Below are 18,127 nucleotides of genomic sequence, written 5' to 3'. Positions count from 1 at the left end.
GGAATGCGCGACCGGACTACCTGACAGAAATGACAGTGCCGACAGACGGTCGCAGCGGATCCACGAGCGCCATCAGGCGCTGGATTGAGGGGAGATCCGGCAACAAGGCATGACTCACTTGAACCTTATGCTGCCCGCTGGCCGGGATCGCAGGCAGTTGCGCCCGCTGGCCGTCGTAAATCATCACGCGATCGAGCTGGCGGCTATCGAGGCAGAAATCCAGCAAGTTGAGTTGTCCGTGTCCCAGGGCGGCGTTGATGATCAACAGATCGAAGGGCTCGCTCCCGTACTCCACCAGAGTCAGCATCTCTTCCAGGTCTGGCACCGGTGCCACCCGGTAGTATCCGAGCTGATTGAGCCAGCGCTCGATTCTCAGCCGATTAAAGTGTTGTTCGTCAGCGATCAGGATACGTGTGGACTTGTTGGACAACGTGGCCCCCCGGGTCAGATTGATGAGGCCGCAAGACTACGGAAGACCTACCGCCCTTTCTGTAGGATTTTTCCTAAATACCAACGCGCTTGTTCTATGGAGGGGGTGTTGCGGGGATCTTCAGGCAGGGGTCAGAACTCAGGATGTGCGGCGTTGTTGAGGGCCCCCTCGCCAGGCCAGCTCCTGCACGGGATATTTGTCGTGTCGATATCCCGTGCAGGAGCGGACTTGCTGGCGAGGGCAACCTCAGAGCCGCCCCACGCCTTTAGCTGGCAGTGGCCAACAACAAATCCACCACCGAACGACTGTGCCCGCGATGTTTGCCGTGGTCATACAGCGACCCGGCAATTTCATCGGCGCGGATCGGCAGGATCGACAGCAGCGTATCGCTCAAGCCATGGCTGGCCTGGCAGAAGCCCTGCATATAAATGCCGGCCGTGCAGCGCTCGTCGGTGATCAGCTTGTAGTTGCGATCCACCTCGAAATCACCCAGGTACTCTTCCAGCGGCGCCAGCAATTTACGGTGCATCTGCCGCTCGTAACCGGTGGCCAGCACCACCGCGTCGTAGTGGCGAACCGTGACTTCGCCGGTAGCGTTGTTGCGCACCGCCAGTTCGATGCCGCGCTCGGTGGCGGTGGCTTTTTCGATCGTGGTCAGGGTGCGGAACGCGTGTCGGGCAATACCCGAGACTTTCTGCCGGTAGAAGATCCCGTAGATGCGTTCGATCAAATCGATGTCGACCACCGAGTAGTTGGTGTTGTGGTACTCGTTGACCAGGCGCTCACGCTCGCTGCTCTCCTGCTGGAACACCAGATCGGTGAATTCCGGCGAGAACACTTCGTTGACGAACGGGCTGTCGTCCGCCGGTTTCAGCGCCGAGCCGCGCAGGATCATGTCGACCTGCACTGAAGGGAAGCTGTCGTTGAGGTCGATGAACGCTTCCGCCGCACTCTGCCCGCCGCCGATGATCGCAATGCTCATTGGCTGATTGTTCACGCACGGCTGCCTGGCCATCTGCGCCAGGTACTGCGAATGGTGGAACACACGGCCGTCATCTTTGAGCGCCTTGAACGCTTCGGGAATACGCGGCGTGCCGCCGGCGCTGACCACCACCGAACGCGCGGTACGCACATGCTGATGCCCGGTCGAATCACGGGAAATCACCCGCAGCGCTTCGACCTGCTGGTTGTGCAGCACCGGCTCGATGGTCAGCACTTCTTCGCCGTAGCGGCTCTGGTTTTCGAACTGAGCGGCGACCCAGCGCAGGTAGTCGTTGTACTCCATGCGGCACGGATAGAAGGTGCCCAGGTTGATGAAATCCACCAGACGCCCGTGGGCCTTGAGGTAATTGACGAACGAATACGGGCTGGTCGGGTTGCGCAGGGTCACCAGGTCTTTGAGGAAGGAAATCTGCAACTCGCTCTGGGTCGACAGTGTGTTGCCGTGCCAGCTGTAGTTGGCCTGCTTGTCGAGAAACAGCACATCCAGCTCGCCCTGGATCGGCCCGCGCTCTTGCAGAGCGATGGCCAGCGCCAGGTTCGAAGGGCCGAAACCGACGCCAATCAGGTCGTGAACGATGGGCGATGCAATTGCCTGTGTCATTTCCAGTGTCCTCTGGATGAACCCCGGGGCGGTGGGGCAAGGAGAGCCTAAGTGACCTGACCGGCCTGGAGCAGGACAGTCGGTCGTCTGTTGATTAGGAACGAGAACAGTGAAATAAAATTTAACAAGAAGGCGTCAAAGGACGCAGATCAATGCGCATCCCATTGCAGCATGCGCACTCGGCAATGTTTCATCGCATTAACGATGTGTTTCTCGACCATGGCCTTGGAAATACCCAGCTGGTCGGCGATCTCCGGATGCGACAAACCTTCGATCTTGCGCAGCAGAAAGCTCTCGCGGCACAGCGCTGGCAACTCCGCCAAGGCGCGCTGGAGCATGTCCAGGCGCTGGCCATGATCGAGGCTGCTGAGGGGCGACGGGGTGAAATAGCGCTCTTCGTTGTCTAGCACATCCAGCGATTCGACCTGGCGCAGGGCATTGCGTCGATGGTCGTCGATCACCAGGTTCAGCGCAGTCCGATAGAGGAATGCCCGTGGCTGCTCGATCGGCGTGTCGCTGGAGCGCTCCAGGACCCGCAGATAAGCGTCATGCACCACATCTTCGGCAACCTGACGGTTGCCGAGCTTGGCGTTCAGGAAACACACCAGCTCTCGATAGTAGTTTTCCAACATGACTCCGGCACGGGGCGGTCTTGAGCCACCTCATCGACCGGAAAAACAGGCAATGGCACGATAGTGGCAATTTGAGCTGCGTAATTTATAGTAATTCTCATATAGATTTAAAGTATTGCTTTGTATTGCCCGACAAATAGGCACATTTGAGTCACTTGATCGCTCGCGAGTTACATGTGTTACGCCATATATCGGGGACTAAATTCCCCGGTTCTCTCATCGTTTACAGGACAGCTACCCGTCACTGCCCGAACCACCCGCGCTGAATGACGGGCCGAAATCCTTTGGCCGGAACCCTGCATGAAACGTCCCCGTCACACCCGACGCGCCCTGCTTGTCGCACTCTGCCTGATCCCCGTTATCGCCGTCGCGGCCTGGCAGATCATTCCGCCCGGGCGCGATCAGTTCGCCACCGTGCAGGTCACCCGCGCCGACATCGAAAGCAGTGTCACGGCGTTGGGCACCCTGCAACCTCGGCGTTATGTCGACGTCGGTGCCCAGGCGTCGGGGCAAATCCACAAGATCCATGTGGAAGTCGGTGACGTGGTCAAGGAAGGCCAGTTGCTGGTGGAAATCGATCCGTCCACACAACAGGCCAAACTCGACGCGGGTCGCTTCGCCATCGAAAACCTCAAGGCGCAGCTTGAAGAGCAACGGGCGCTGCACGAACTCGCCCGACAGAAATTCCAGCGCCAGCAGAACCTCAAGGCCGGCGGTGCCACCCGCGAAGAAGATGTGCAGACTGCCCAGGCCGAACGGCGCGCCACCCAGGCGCGTATCGACATGTTCCAGGCGCAGATCCGCCAGGCCCAGGCGAGCCTGCGCAGCGATCAGGCCGAACTCGGTTACACGCGAATTTACGCGCCAATGTCCGGCACCGTGGTCGCCCTCGACGCCCGCGAAGGCCAGACCCTCAACGCCCAGCAGCAAACCCCGTTGATTCTGCGCATCGCCAAACTGTCACCGATGACCGTCTGGGCCGAAGTCTCGGAGGCCGATATCGGCCATGTCAAACCCGGCATGACGGCCTGGTTCACCACCCTCAGCGGTGGCACCCGACGCTGGAAAAGCACCGTGCGGCAGATTTTGCCGGTGCCGCCAAAGCCCCTGGATCAAACCAGTCAGGGCGGTGGCAGCCCCGCCAGTTCCAGCAAAAGCGGCAGCGCGCGCGTAGTGCTGTACACCGTGCTGCTCGACGTCGATAACGCCGACAACGCGTTGATGGCGGAAATGACCACCCAGGTATTTTTCGTCGCCGATCAGGCGCAAAACGTACTCACCGCGCCGATCGCCGCGCTGCAAGCCGGCGCACAGGCCGATCGCCAGACCGCGCAAGTGGTGGCCAGGAACGGCAGCATCGAACAGCGCAACGTCCGCACCGGCATCAGCGACCGGTTGCGGGTGCAGATCCTCGACGGCCTGCAGGAAGGCGATCACCTGTTGATCGGCCCGGCCGACGGGAGTGGCGGTTGAATGCAAACGCCCCTGATCGAACTGCAGGACATCCGCAAGGCCTACGGCGGTGGCGACGCCCCTGAAGTTCACGTGTTGCGCGGCATCGACCTGTCGATCCATGCCGGGGAATTCGTGGCGATTGTCGGTGCTTCCGGCTCCGGCAAGTCGACCCTGATGAATATCCTCGGCTGTCTCGACCGCCCGACCTCGGGCGAGTACCGCTTCGCCGGGCAAAACGTCGCGGCGCTCGACAGTGACGAACTGGCCTGGTTGCGCCGCGAAGCGTTCGGTTTCGTGTTCCAGGGTTACCATCTGATTCCCTCCGGCTCGGCCCAGGAAAACGTCGAGATGCCGGCGATCTACGCAGGCTTGCCGGCCGCCGAGCGCCACGCCCGCGCCGCCGCCCTGCTCGACCGGCTCGGCCTGGCCACGCGCACCGGCAACCGCCCGCACCAACTGTCCGGTGGGCAACAGCAACGGGTATCGATTGCCCGCGCCTTGATGAACGGCGGCCATATCATCCTCGCCGACGAACCCACCGGCGCCCTCGACAGCCACAGCGGCAAGGAAGTCATGGCGCTGCTCGACGAACTGGCGAGCCAGGGTCACGTGGTCATCCTGATCACCCACGACCGCGAAGTGGCGGCCCGGGCCAAGCGCATCATCGAGATTCGCGACGGCCTGATCATCAGCGACAGCGCCCAAGACAACCCCGCGGCGCAAAACCCGGCCAACCCCGGCGCCCTTCAAGCCGTCGATCTACGCAAACGCCTGAGTGAAGGCGCCGAAGCAACAGGCGCCTGGAAAGGCGAACTGGTCGACGCCGTGCAAGCCGCCTGGCGGGTGATGTGGATCAACAAATTCCGCACCGCGCTGACCCTGCTCGGGATCATCATCGGCGTCGCTTCGGTGGTGGTGATGCTGGCCGTTGGCGAAGGCAGCAAGCGCCAGGTCATGGCGCAGATGGGCGCATTCGGTTCCAACATCATTTACCTCAGCGGCTCGTCGCCCAACCCGCGAACACCGCTGGGCATCGTCACCCTCGACGAAGTCAAAGCCGTGGCGAGCCTGCCGCAAGTGATGCGCATCATGCCGGTCAACGGTCAGGAGGCCGGGGTGCGCTTCGGCAACCTCGACCACTTGAGCTACGTCGGCGGCAACGACACCAACTTCCCGGCGATCTTCAACTGGCCGGTGGTCGAAGGCAGTTACTTCACCGCGGCCGATGAACAGAACGCCGCAGCGGTGGCGGTGATCGGTCATAAGGTGCGCACCAAACTGCTCAAGGACGTGGCCAACCCCATCGGCCAATACATCCTGATCGAGAACGTGCCGTTCCAGGTGGTCGGCGTGCTGGCGGAAAAAGGCGCCAGCTCGGGCGACTCCGACAGCGACGACCGCATCGCCATCCCCTACTCCGCCGCCAGCGTGCGCTTGTTCGGCACGTACAACCCGGAATACATCGCCATTGCCGCCGCCGATGCACGCAAGGTCAAGGAGACGGAACACGCCATCGAGCAACTGATGCTGCGCCTGCACAACGGCAAGAAGGATTTCGAGCTGACCAACAACGCGGCGATGATCCAGGCCGAAGCGCGCACGCAAAATACCCTGTCGCTGATGCTCGGCTCGATCGCGGCGATTTCGTTGCTGGTGGGCGGCATCGGTGTGATGAACATCATGCTCATGACCGTGCGCGAGCGCACCCGCGAGATCGGCATTCGCATGGCCACCGGCGCCCGGCAACGGGACATCCTGCGTCAGTTTCTGACTGAAGCGGTGATGCTGTCGGTGGTCGGCGGGATTGCCGGGATCGCCCTGGCGTTGATCGTCGGCGGCGTGCTGATCCTCAGCGAAGTCGCCGTGGCGTTCTCCCTGATAGCGGTGCTGGGCGCCTTCGGCTGCGCCCTGGTCACCGGTGTTGTCTTCGGCTTCATGCCGGCCCGCAAAGCTGCCCGACTCGACCCGGTCACGGCCCTAACCAGTGAATAATCGATTGATGAAGCCGCCACTCAGCCTGTTGACCATGTGCCTGTTGCTCAGCGCCTGCGGCAGCCCTGCCCAGCGCCCGGACAGCGGCATTACGCCGCCCGCCGCCTGGCAATCGCCGCACATCGCCGGCGCCACCCGCGACAACCAGCAATGGTGGAACCGCTTCGGCAGCCCGCAACTGGGACGCCTGATCGAACAGGCCCGCGACGGCAGCTACGACCTGGCCGCCGCCATCGCCCGGGTGCGCCAGGCACAGGCTGAAACGGTGGTCGCCGGGGGTTCGCAGTTGCCGGAGGTCAAGGCCGGGCTCAACGCCAACCGGCAGAAGCTGCTGCGCGGAGACGGTTACAGCCAACTGGATGCCGACAGCAGCAATAAGGCTGTGGACTACTTTGACGCCAACCTCACAGCCAGCTACGAAATCGACTTCTGGGGTGGCCAGCGCGCCTCCCGCGACAGTGCGCAATTTGCCCTGCGCGCCAGCGAGTTTGATCAGGCCACGGTAGAGCTGACGCTGTTGAGTGGTGTGGCCAGCGGCTATGTACAAACATTGTCACTGCAAGAGCAAAGCCGCATTGCCGAACTGAATCTGGCCAACGCGCAGAATGTGTTGAGGCTGGTGCAGACCCGTTTTGACGCGGGCTCGGCGACGGCGCTGGAACTGGCGCAGCAGAAAAGCCTGGTGGCGGCGCAGCAACGGCAATTGCCGCAGGTGCAGCAACAGGCCAGGGACGCGCAGATCAGCCTCGCCACCCTGCTCGGTCGCCCGGTGCAGGAATTGGCACTCGGTCAGGAACGCTTTGATCAGTTGTCATGGCCAGCCATCGATGCCGGCGTGCCCAGCCAATTGCTCAGCCGCCGCCCGGACATCGCCCGCGCCGAAGCGCAATTGGCCGCGGCCCAGGCCGACGTCACCGTCGCCCGCGCCGCCATGTTGCCGACCGTCACCCTGAGCGCGGAAATCGGCTCCGGCGCCGACCGTGCGGGCGACATTCTGCGCAGCCCCTTCTACAACCTCACGGCCGGGTTGCTCGCGCCGGTATTCAACAACGGACGCCTGGGCGCCGAGCGCGACAAGGCCACGGCCCGCCAGGAAGAACTGCTGGAAACCTATCGTGGCGCGATCATCAACGGTTTCGCCGACGTGGAAAAAGCGCTCAACAGCATTCGCGGACTTGACGAGCAGCGGCAGTGGCAAAGCGAAGAACTGAACCAGGCACAAACCGCGTTCAACATTGCCCAGAGTCGCTATGAGGCGGGTGCAGAGGATTGGCTGACGGTGCTGGAGACCCAACGCACGCTGTATGCAGCGCAAGACCTGAATGTGCAGCTGCGGTTATCGCGAATGCAGGCGAGCATTGCGTTGTACAAGGCGCTTGGGGGTGGCTGGCAGGTTTTGTAGTTGCGGTGCTGGTCCGGTCGCCATCGCTGGCAAGCCAGCTCCTACAGGGGTTCAATTTTGCCGGACGACTTGAGCACGACGGATAACCTGTGGGAGCTGGCAAGCCAGCGATCGAACGATAACGCGGTGTTCAGGCCTGACTTTGCCTGGCCTTCAAATGCCGCGCATACCACGGCCGTTGTGGCACCTTGCGGAACAGGTCGGCGAGTTTCTTTTCATCCTCGCCAAAGGTAATCCGCAGCGCCAGCTTCATGGTTTCCGGGTCCATTTCCACGGATTTGCCGGCCTGCAACCCCGGCGTGGTGCTGCAACCGTGGGTGCTCGGGCCGAGCCACGGGTCGTCGATCTCGACCCAGCGCCCCGGTGCAAACCACGGCACGCCATTGACCTCAAGCCGACTGACCTCCCCCGGATGAAAACGCTCATGGGCGCGGAACCAGTCTTCCAGGCGATCATCGATCCAGCCATGAAAATGCCAGAACACCGGGTTCACATGGGACGAAAACGGATCACCCAGAAAGTCGTTTTCCGGCGCATACCAACGCGCGGAAAAATCCGCCGGATCCCGGGCGAACGGCACCGGCTGGCCATTGGACGGATCACGCGGCACCGAGGCCCAGCGCATGTGCAGCCAGTCGTGCAAGCCCAACTCCACCTCGGAGCCAAACTGCCCGAGCGTCAGCTTCGACAAATAACGCGGATCGCGATACTGCGATTCCCAAACCTGGAAATTGCTGTGGTAGGTCTCGGCGGTCTTGATGTCGCTAACCCATTGCGAGTACTCGTCATCGTCCTCGGCCAGCCAGGTCGGCGGCAGCGCCGTGCCGTCATGGTTGTCGAAGTAGTTGGCGAAACCGATGCGGTCCCGGGCCAGTTCAGGTTGCGGCAGCGGGAAATGCGTCCACGACGGCAAATCCTGCAGTGAGCGCGCGGTACCGAGCATGTGCCTGTGCATGAAGAAAAAATCCACGCCCGAGCCATTGCGATCCTTGCGTTTGCCACGAGCATCACGCTCCTGGTCCCGGGGGCCAGGCTGCCAGCCGATACCGCGCAAGGCATTGCGCTTGTCTTCGGGCAAGCTGTGCCACTTGTCCCGTGACGCATGCCAGAGTTGGTGAAACAGGCGATGTTCCTGAGACGTCAGCCACGCCAACAGCGGTGGATTCAGACCGGTGCGCTCGCGGGCTTCGGGGAAGACTTTTTTCACGGCGACAAAACGGTTGTCCTGCGCCGTCAGCATCAAGGGCCGATCCAGATCCAGCACGCGACCGCTGAGAGATCCGCTGCCGGCATTGCCGAACCCGGCCCAGACTTCGTCCAGCGCCATGCTGAATTCGTAATCACAGCTGCCATTGGCACTGACCAGGCGCCAGCTCAACTGCGCTGGTTTAACCCCGGCCAGATCGCCGAGCACCCGGTAGCGAGGTTGTTCGCTGGAACGCAAACGTTCGGCCGTGTCGAGAAAACCGATCAGCCCACGACCTTTGTGACCGATGTCGAGAAACACTTCCAGCCCGTCCCGCGGCAAGCCTTCAAGCCCGGCGTCACGGCCCTCGAAGCGAATCTGCCAGACACCGCGCAGCGTATCCGCCAAGCGCTGGCCGGCGACATCCGCCACATCGAATGAAGCCTCACCCGGCGTGATCGTCGGGTCCGGTTTGGTCCATTCGCGATGCCCATAAAAAGCCGCAGGCACGGCAGCGCTGGTCAGCGCCAGACCCGCCATGAACCCTCGTCGAGAAATCGTCATTGCCCTACCTGTGTCAGCCATGAAGCAGGCTTTATCCAAGCTAGAACGTTTGTTGCCCCAACAAATTTAAAAGCTTCGCGAGCAGGCTCGCCCCCACAGGGATTTCTGCAAATACCGAAGATTAAATGTGGGAGCGAGCCTGCTCGCGAAGAGGCCAGCACAGACACTTAAATTTCCGGCTCCGCCGCTCGTTCCTCCCAGATAGCAAAGCCCCCCGCGGCCAACCTGACTGAGACGGCAATGACAAAACCACGTTCGAAAAAGGCTCTTTACATCGGCCTGCCATTGGCCCTGGCCATCAGCGCAGGTGCCGGCTTCGCGGCCTGGGATTACTGGTTCAAGGACAACCCCGGTTACCCGGTCAAGGTGATGAAACAGGCCGATGAACTGCAAGAACGCCTTCTCTCGTTCGACAGCCACATCACCGTGCCGATGGACTTCGGCACCGCCGGCAACGAAGCCGACAAGGACGGCAGCGGCCAGTTTGACCTGGTCAAAGCCGCTCGCGGGCGCCTGTCGGGTGCGGCGCTGACCATCTTCGGCTGGCCGGAAATCTGGAACGGCCCCAACGCGCCGCACCGCCCCACCGCCGGCTTCATCGAAGAAGCGCGCTTCGAGCAGGAAACCCGCTACAAAATCATCACCACACTGGTGCGTGACTTCCCCAATCAGGTGGCCATCGCCTACACCCCCGACGATTTCCGCCGCCTGCATGGCGAAGGCAAGTTCGCGATTTTCATGAGCATGCTCAACGCCTATCCCCTGGGCAACGACCTCAACGCCCTGGACAAATGGGCCGCACGGGGCATGCGCATGTTCGGCTTCAGTTATGTGGGCAACAACGCCTGGGCCGACTCGTCGCGGCCACTGCCGTTCTTCAATGATTCGCGGGACGCCCTCGGCGGGCTCTCGGACATCGGCAAACAAGCGGTGCACCGCCTCAATGATTTGGGGGTGATCATCGATGTGTCGCAGATGTCGACCAAGGCCCTGGAGCAAGTCGCACGTTTGAGCCGCACGCCGATGGTCGCCTCGCATTCGGCGCCGCGCGGGCTGGTGGATATTCCGCGCAACCTCAGCGACCACGAAATGCAGCTGATCAAGGACAGTGGCGGTGTGGTGCAGATTGTCGGTTTCCCGACCTACATCCGTCCCCTGAGCCAGGCCACCCAGGACAAACTCAACGCCCTGCGTGCGCGTTTCGATCTGCAACCGTTGCAAGGTCTTGAAATGGCGCTGATGCCGGGTGACCCGATCATCACCGTCTGGTCCGAGCAACGCTTCGGCGAATACGCCAGCCAGCTCTACGCCATCGTCGACGAAGAACCCAAGGCCACCCTCAAGGATTACGGCGACGCGATTGACTATGCGGTAAAGAAAATCGGTATCGATCACGTCGGCATCAGCTCCGACTTCAACGATGGCGGTGGCATCGATGGCTGGAAGGATGTCAGCGAAGTACGCAACGTCACCGCCGAGCTCATCAGCCGCGGCTACAGCGAGGCCGACATCGCCAAGCTCTGGGGCGGCAACTTCCTGCGGGTCTGGGACCAGGTCGAGAAATCGTCCAGACCGGTCGCCAAAAACTGATGCCACTTTTGCCAAGCGAAGTCGAAACCATGACCAACCGTCGTTCATTCCTCAAGCAGGCCGGCATTCTCGCCGCCGGCCTTCCGCTGGCTGCCGGCGTGAATCTACCGGCAATGGCCAGCAATCTTCATCCGTCGCCCAAAGGCAAATGGGCGCAACTGCGCCAGCTGTTCAATCAGGACCCGGACTACCTGCATTTCGCCAATTTCCTGGTGACCTCGCACCCGACACCGGTGCGCAACGCGATCGACATGCACCGCGCCAACATCGACCGCAACCCCGGCCGCGCCATGGATTGGGACCTGCAGGAAACCGAGAAACGCGAGCACAACGTGCGGGTCTGGGCCGGGCGTTATCTCAACGCCAAGCCTGAGCAGATCGCGCTGACCGGCAGCACCACCGAAGGCCTGGCGATGATCTACGGCGGCATTCATGTGCGCCCGGAGCAGGAAATCCTGGTCAGCGAGCACGAACACTACTCCACCCACTACACCCTGGAATTCCGGCAGCAACGCCAGGGCACGAAGGTGCGCAAGCTCAAGTTGTTCGAAAACAGCCGCGACATTTCCGTGGATGAAGTACTCGACTCGATCACCAAGGGCATTCGTCCGGAAACCCGCGTACTGGGCATGACTTGGGTGCAATCGGGCAGCGGCGTGAAACTGCCGGTCGGTGAAATCGGCAAATTGGTCGAAGCGCTGAACCGTCAGCGCGACGAGAAGGATCGCATCCTGTATGTGGTCGACGGCGTGCACGGCTTTGGCGTCGAGAACACGGACTTCCCCGAGATGCATTGCGATTTCTTCATCGCCGGCACCCACAAATGGATGTTCGGTCCCCGTGGCACCGGGATCATTTGCGCGCGTTCGGCCGAGGTCAGGGACGTCACGCCGATCATTCCGACCTTCAGCGAAGCCACCGATTTCGCCACCCTCATGACCCCCGGCGGTTATCACAGTTTCGAACATCGCTGGGCGGTGGACGAAGCGTTCAAGCTGCACCTGGAACTGGGCAAGGCCGACGTTCAGACGCGCATCCATGAACTCAACACCTATGCCAAGAATCGCCTGTTGGAACAGCCACGAATCGAACTGGTCACTCCGCACAGTCCGCAGCTGTCGGCCGGTTTCACGTTCTTCCGGATCAAGGATAGGGACTGCGAAAAAGTCGCCGCAGGGCTGATGCAGAACCGCGTGGTCTGCGACTCGGTCGACCGTGACGTCGGCCCGGTGATCCGCATCGCCCCCGGCCTGCTCAACAACGAACACGAAATCGACCGCTTCATGGCGCTGCTGAATAAAACAGTATGACGGCATGACGCTGAACCCTGTGTGAGCGAGCCTGCTCGCGATGGGGCCGCCACATCCAACATCGACGCTGACTGATCTACCGCTAACGCCAGCAAGCCGGCTCCTACAGGTTCGCTTTTCAACCGTTTTTCTTTGATCGAGATGACTCATGAACACTGATCTGCTGACCCTGCCGCTCAAGGCCATCGCCTTGTCCGCCCTCATGGCCGGCCTGCTCCCCATTGCCGCCAGCGCCGCCACGGCCCCGCCACCGGGCAAGGTATTCAAGGACTGCAAGAACTGCCCGGAAATGGTCGTTCTGCCGGCCGGCACCTTCACCATGGGCACGCCCGATGACGAAGTCGGCCGCGAGCCCGATGAAGGGCCGAGGCATGATGTGACCTTCGCCAAGCCCTTCGCCATGAGCCGTTTCCAGATCACCGCCGGCGAGTGGGACAGCTACGTGAAGGAAAGCGGCGTGACCATCGCCAACGGCGATACCCGCCCCGGTCGTGAGTGCATCGCCAGCAAGCCGCGTTATCCACAGAGCCCGCGCCAGCCGGCGGTGTGCATGAACTTCGATGACGTCAAAAACTACGTCACCTGGCTGTCGAAAAAGACCGGGCAGAACTACAGCATGGTCAGCGAAGCCCAACGCGAATACGCCGCACGCGGCGGCACCAAGGGCCCGTTCCCCTTCCCGTTCGATGAAGGCAAGGAATACAGCATCGCCAGGCACGCCAACACCTACGGCCCGGCGGACGGCTACAGCTACTCCTCGCCGGTGGGCAGCTACCCGCCCAATGCCTTTGGCATGTACGACATGCACGGCAACGTCTACGAATGGGTCGAAGATTGCGAACACCCGAACTACGTCGGCGCCCCCACCGACGGCAGCGCCTGGCTGGAACCGAACTGCGAAGCGGTGCGCATCCGCGGCAACGACTGGGGTGAAGCACCGGTGTTCTCCCGCTCGGGCAACCGCAACAGCCAGTACCCGCAAGAGCGTGGAGACTGGATGGGCTTTCGTGTAGTGCGCCACTTCTAAGGCGCACCACTTTCCCCCTGTGGGAGCCAGCCTGCTGGCGATGACTGACTTCCAGTCGATTAAAATATCGCCTGACAGTCCGCTATCGCCAGCAGGCTGGCTCCCACAGGGTTCAGCAGTGTGAGCATCCTCACCGCCAGTCGCCAACCTTCTAAATTAACCCCTCGACCACACGTTCTACTGGGTATCTGCCTTACGACCCAAGGAACTGTCTTCCATGACCCAGCCCACACGCGGCGCCATCGGCGAATTGTTCGCCCTGCTCAAACCCTTTCGACTGATCGTCGCCGCGTCCATCTTCCTGGGCATGGTCGGCGGCCTGAGCGTCACGGTGTTGCTGGCGACCATCAACAACGCGTTGCATTCCGACAGCGGCCTGACCCAGGGCGTGGTGGCGCTCTTCGCCGGCCTGTGTCTGTTGGCGCTGGCCAGTTCGATCTGCTCCGACATCGGCACCAACTATGTCGGCCAGCACATCATCGCCAAGCTGCGTAAACAGTTGGGTGAAAAAGTCCTGTCGGCGCCGATCGAACAGATCGAGCGCTACCGCAGCCATCGTCTGATCCCGGTGCTGACCCACGACGTCGACACCATCAGCGACTTCGCCTTCGCCTTCGCGCCGCTGGCGATTTCCGTGACTGTGACCCTGGGTTGCATGGGCTACCTGGCGATCCTGTCGTGGCCGATGTTTCTGATCATGGTCGCGGCGATCCTGATCGGCACGGCGATCCAGGCCTACGCCCAAAGCAAAGGCGTGCAGGGTTTCATGGCCGCCCGTGAGGCCGAAGACGAGTTGCAGAAGCACTACAACGCAATCGCCGAAGGCGCCAAGGAACTGCGCATTCACCGGCCACGCCGCCAGCGCATGTTCACTTCGGGCATCAAGGGCACCGCCGAATTCATCTGCGACACCCAGGTCCGTTCGATCAACACGTTCGTCATCGCCAAAACCTTCGGCTCGATGCTGTTCTTCGTGGTCATCGGCCTGGCGCTGGCCTTGCAAACCTTCTGGCCGAGCGCCGACAAGACCGTCATGAGCGGTTTCGTGCTGGTGCTGCTGTACATGAAAGGCCCGCTGGAGCACTTGATCAGTACCCTGCCAATCGTCAGTCGCGCGCAGATTGCCTTTCGCCGCATCGCCGAATTGTCCGAGCAGTTTTCCACCCCTGAGCCGCACCTGCTGCTCAGCGATCAAGGCCACGTCAAACCCGCCGTGCACGCGCTGCAACTGGCGGACGTGCGCTACGCCTTCCCGTCGGTGGACGGTGCCGCGCCGTTCCAGTTGGGGCCGGTCAACCTGACGATCAAACAGGGCGACATCACCTTCATCGTCGGCGAAAACGGTTGCGGCAAGACCACGCTGATCAAGTTGCTGCTGGGCCTGTACACCCCGCAGCAGGGGCAGATCCGCGTCAACGGCGAGGCCATCGACGCACAGAATCGCGACGACTATCGTCAGCTGTTCACCACCATTTTCGCCGACTACTACCTGTTCGACGACGTGGTCCAGGGCGACACGCACATCCCGGAAGATGCCAACAAATACCTGGAGCGCCTGGAGATCGCGCACAAGGTCAGCGTCAAGGACGGCAATTTCACCACCACTGATCTTTCCACCGGCCAGCGCAAACGCCTGGCACTGGTCAATGCCTGGCTGGAAGAACGCCCGGTGCTGGTGTTCGACGAATGGGCCGCCGACCAGGACCCGACCTTCCGCCGGATTTTCTACACCGAGCTGCTGCCGGACCTCAAACGGCTGGGCAAGACCATCATCGTGATCTCCCACGATGACCGTTACTTCGATGTCGCCGACCAACTGGTGCGCATGGACAGCGGTCGGGTGATCACCGAACTGACGCCCGCCTGAACCCGCGCCAGGTTTTCAAGCCGTTTTTCGACGTTCTGAAATTTCTTTTCCGGTTTCGCATTCGCGCTTCGTCTTAATAATCATTCCTATTAACAATAATGCTGCATGACACTTTTCAGGAGCACAGGTAAGTAATGCGATCTCTTCCACGCCGCACACCTCTCGCGCTGGCCGTACAGCGCCCGACTTTGCATAAAACCTTGCTGACCAGCGTACTGCTGACCGCCACCTTGCTGGGGAGCTCGATGGCCAATGCTGCACCTGTAAAAGTCAGTATCCCGGTTCAGCCGCTGTCCAGCGCGCTGACCCAATTGGGCATGCAGACCAACCTGCAAATCCTGTACAGCCCGGACCAGGTGGCCGGCCTGAAATCCCGTGCGGTCTCCGGTTCGCTGGAGCCTTCCGAGGCGCTGGCCGAGTTGCTTAAAGGCACCGGTATTTCGTTCCAGATCAACGGCAACAGCGTGACGCTGATGTCGGGCGGCTCTTCCAGCCTGCAACTGGGCGCGACGACCATCTCCGGCCAGGCCCTGGGCCTGACCACCGAAGACACCGGTTCCTACACCACCGGCGCCACCACCACCGCCACCAAGCTGCCGCTGACCATTCGCGAAACGCCGCAATCGGTGACCGTGGTTACCCGCCAGCAGATGGATGACCAAGGCTCAAAGAGCGTGGGTGATGTTCTACGCAACACGCCTGGCGTCACCATGCAAAAATACGACAGCGACCGTACCGAGTTTTCCACCCGTGGCTTTGCCATCACCAATTTTCAGTACGACGGCGTCAACATTCCTTACGACGGTGTCTACGGTGAAAACCCGAACAACAGCGACGACTCCGCCAGCCTCGACCGCATCGAAGTCATCAAGGGCTCGACCGGGCTGATGACCGGCGCCGGCGACCCGGCCGCGACCGTCAACCTGGTGCGCAAGAAACCAACCAAGGAGTTCAAGGCGTCGGTCAGCGGCACCGTCGGTTCGTGGGACAACTACCGCACCGAAGGCGACATCTCCGGCCCGCTCAACGACTCCGGCACCGTGCGCGGCCGCTTTGTCGGCGCCCTGCAGGACAAAGATTCGTACATCGACCACTACAGCCAGAAGAAAGACCTGTATTACGGCATCCTCGAAGCCGACCTGACCGACGATACCTTGCTGACCGTGGGTGTCGACAAATCCAGCGCCACCCCGCGCGGCAGTTCCTGGACCGGTAACTCGCCGTTCTTCAGCGACGGTGGCCGTACCGATTTCTCGCGCAGTTTCAACCCGGGTTCCGACTGGAGCCGTCGTGATTTTGAAAGCACCACCTACTTCGCATCCCTGGAACAAGCACTGGCCAACGACTGGAAGCTCAAGGCCACCCTTGACCAGAAAACCACCGATCACGATACCCAACTAGCCTCTGCCAGCGGCGGTAACCCGGATCGCGCCACCGGCGAAGGCATGTTCTTCTACTGGGGGCGCTGGGAAGGCCACCGCGTACAGAACACCGCTGACATCAACCTCTCCGGTCCGTTTTCCCTCGGCGGCCGTGAGCATGAACTGGTCGCAGGTTTCATGACGTCGCACTCGCGTCAGACCGGTGCCACCTACGACACCAGCGCCTTCGAACTGGTGCCGGGCAACATCTTTGACTGGGAAGGCCACATCGCGAAACAGGAGTTTCCGAAGAACGGCAAATACGAGCGTACCCAAAGCCAGAACGGTGCTTACCTGGCTACGCGCCTGCGTCCGACCGATGATCTGTCGTTCATCCTTGGTGGCCGCGTAAGCACCTTCAAGTACAACGAGGATTACACCTACTACCCAGGTGCCAACCTGGCCGACACCCATGCCAGCTACAAGGAACACGGTGTTGTTACGCCTTATGCCGGCGTGGTTTACGACCTTGACGATACGTACTCGGTGTATGCCAGCTACACCAGCATCTACCAGCCGCAAATCTACAAGGACGCCAGCGGCAAGACCCTGGAACCGGTGGAAGGCGACAGCTACGAGACCGGTCTGAAAGCCGCCTACTTCGAAGGCAAGTTGAACGCCAGTCTGGCCTTCTTCCGCATCGAGCAGGACAACGTCGCCCAGTACGTCGCCACCGACACCAACACCGGTCAAGACGTCTACAAACCAACTTCCGGCGCCACCACCAAAGGTGTGGAACTGGAACTTGCCGGTGAACTGGCCGAAGGCTGGAACCTGTCCGCCGGCTACACCTACGCCCGCTCCCGTGACAAGGACGAGCAACGCATCTTCGGCTTCCCGTTGGCCACCACCAAACCGGAACACGTCGTGCGTACGTTCACCACCTACCGTCTGCCTGGCGCACTTGACCAGGTCACCGTCGGTGGCGGTGTGAGCTGGCAGAGCGCGTTCTACGGTCAGACGTTCAACCCGAGCGTGAATGGCAGCGGCCAAGGCGAAACCGTCAATATCAAACAAGGCGGCTACACCCTCGTGGACCTGATGACCCGCTATCAGTACGACGAACACCTGAGCTTCACCGCCAACGCCTACAACGTCTTCGACAAGAAGTACCTGACAGGCCTGGGTAACTTCGGCACCACCTTCTACGGCGAGCCGCGCAACTTCCAACTCACGGCGAAGTACGATTTCTGAACCGTTGAGCTGACCTGAAAAATGCCCGTGTCGTGAGATGCGGGCATTTTTTTTGCCCGCGATATCCCGATCAAGCACCTGCATATTCGTTGATGCGTTCCCAACCACGCTCCCTTGTAGAAGCCGCCTGTTTAATCGTTCGCACGCATTCCCCTGTAGGAGCCGGCTTGCTGGCGATGGTGGTGTGTGAGTCTCGGTATTTTTTGAGCGTGTACATATCCATTGCTGCGGTAACGGCCACCTAGGGTTCCGCTCTTACAGCGGGTCACTTTGGAAAAGCCCCAAAGTAACCAAAGGGCTCTTGCCCCTTTCGTTCGGTGCCTCGCCGAGGCTCGGCATGCCCTCGCTCCGGTCCTGCTCCGTGGGCCCGCCGCCATCGGCCATCCATGGCCGGGGGCGGCTAACCCGGCATCCATGCCGGGTTGCCCACTACACAGAACCTCCACTCGGCCTC

At 61.3% G+C, this 18,127-nt stretch carries 12 protein-coding genes; 8 read left to right on the top strand and 4 right to left on the bottom strand.

All coding sequences use genetic code 11. The features are described from left to right. Positions 1–16 precede the first annotated feature (16 nt). The 3 genes from M5G20_RS04360 to M5G20_RS04350 form a co-directional block, all read right to left on the bottom strand. Positions 17–430 (bottom strand): response regulator, encoded by a 414-nt coding sequence (locus M5G20_RS04360; RefSeq protein ID WP_273918090.1) that lies wholly within the window; start codon positions 428–430, stop codon positions 17–19. Between the two features lie 265 nt (positions 431–695). After that, a complete protein-coding gene (locus M5G20_RS04355; RefSeq protein ID WP_273918089.1) occupies positions 696–2,033 on the bottom strand; it encodes a lysine N(6)-hydroxylase/L-ornithine N(5)-oxygenase family protein in 1,338 nt (445 codons plus the stop codon). 149 nt (positions 2,034–2,182) lie between these two features. Continuing rightward, positions 2,183–2,665, bottom strand: a complete 483-nt coding sequence (locus M5G20_RS04350; protein ID WP_273918088.1) for a sigma-70 family RNA polymerase sigma factor — start codon at positions 2,663–2,665, stop codon at positions 2,183–2,185. A gap of 300 nt (positions 2,666–2,965) precedes the next feature. Between M5G20_RS04350 and M5G20_RS04345 the strand changes: the two genes are divergently transcribed. From M5G20_RS04345 to M5G20_RS04335, 3 genes are read left to right on the top strand one after another with little or no spacing between them, the layout of a single operon-like run. Further along, entirely contained in the window at positions 2,966–4,138 is a 1,173-nt protein-coding gene (locus M5G20_RS04345; protein ID WP_273918087.1) for an efflux RND transporter periplasmic adaptor subunit, read from the top strand. Beyond that, positions 4,139–6,112: a MacB family efflux pump subunit gene (locus M5G20_RS04340; protein ID WP_273918086.1), complete on the top strand. Its 1,974-nt coding sequence runs from the start codon at positions 4,139–4,141 to the stop codon at positions 6,110–6,112. It begins immediately after the preceding gene. Between the two features lie 7 nt (positions 6,113–6,119). Then, the gene (locus M5G20_RS04335) at positions 6,120–7,514 is read left to right on the top strand and encodes an efflux transporter outer membrane subunit (protein WP_273918085.1); all 1,395 of its coding nucleotides are present in this window, start codon (positions 6,120–6,122) and stop codon (positions 7,512–7,514) included. 130 nt (positions 7,515–7,644) lie between these two features. Here the strand turns inward: M5G20_RS04335 and pvdP are convergent, their stop codons facing one another. Next, positions 7,645–9,264 carry a pyoverdine maturation tyrosinase PvdP gene (gene pvdP, locus M5G20_RS04330; RefSeq protein ID WP_273918084.1) on the bottom strand — a complete coding sequence of 540 codons (1,620 nt, stop codon included), beginning with the start codon at positions 9,262–9,264 and terminating at the stop codon, positions 7,645–7,647. Positions 9,265–9,504: 240 nt separating this feature from the next. Here pvdP and pvdM point away from each other — a divergent pair, with 240 nt between their 5' ends. The 5 genes from pvdM to M5G20_RS04305 all read left to right on the top strand — a co-directional run bounded on the left by pvdM (position 9,505) and on the right by M5G20_RS04305 (position 17,673). Further along, positions 9,505–10,854, top strand: coding sequence for a pyoverdine-tailoring dipeptidase-like protein PvdM (pvdM, locus tag M5G20_RS04325; protein ID WP_273918083.1), 1,350 nt, complete (start codon positions 9,505–9,507; stop codon positions 10,852–10,854). Between the two features lie 29 nt (positions 10,855–10,883). Beyond that, positions 10,884–12,164: a pyoverdine-tailoring periplasmic protein PvdN gene (pvdN, locus tag M5G20_RS04320; protein ID WP_273918082.1), complete on the top strand. Its 1,281-nt coding sequence runs from the start codon at positions 10,884–10,886 to the stop codon at positions 12,162–12,164. Between the two features lie 148 nt (positions 12,165–12,312). Next, positions 12,313–13,191 carry a dihydropyoverdine dehydrogenase gene (pvdO, locus tag M5G20_RS04315; protein ID WP_273918081.1) on the top strand — a complete coding sequence of 293 codons (879 nt, stop codon included), beginning with the start codon at positions 12,313–12,315 and terminating at the stop codon, positions 13,189–13,191. Between the two features lie 217 nt (positions 13,192–13,408). Then, on the top strand, positions 13,409–15,058 hold the full coding sequence (locus M5G20_RS04310) for a cyclic peptide export ABC transporter (RefSeq protein ID WP_273918080.1): 1,650 nt from the start codon (positions 13,409–13,411) through the stop codon (positions 15,056–15,058). Positions 15,059–15,192: 134 nt separating this feature from the next. Further along, positions 15,193–17,673: a TonB-dependent siderophore receptor gene (locus tag M5G20_RS04305; RefSeq protein ID WP_273918079.1), complete on the top strand. Its 2,481-nt coding sequence runs from the start codon at positions 15,193–15,195 to the stop codon at positions 17,671–17,673. Positions 17,674–18,127: the final 454 nt, after the last annotated feature.

The sequence above is a fragment of the Pseudomonas sp. TNT2022 ID1044 genome (genome assembly GCF_028656895.1).
Taxonomy (GTDB): domain Bacteria; phylum Pseudomonadota; class Gammaproteobacteria; order Pseudomonadales; family Pseudomonadaceae; genus Aquipseudomonas; species Aquipseudomonas reinekei.
Note: the sequence above shows the minus strand (reverse complement) of the source record. Positions and strands in the feature narration are given on the sequence as shown.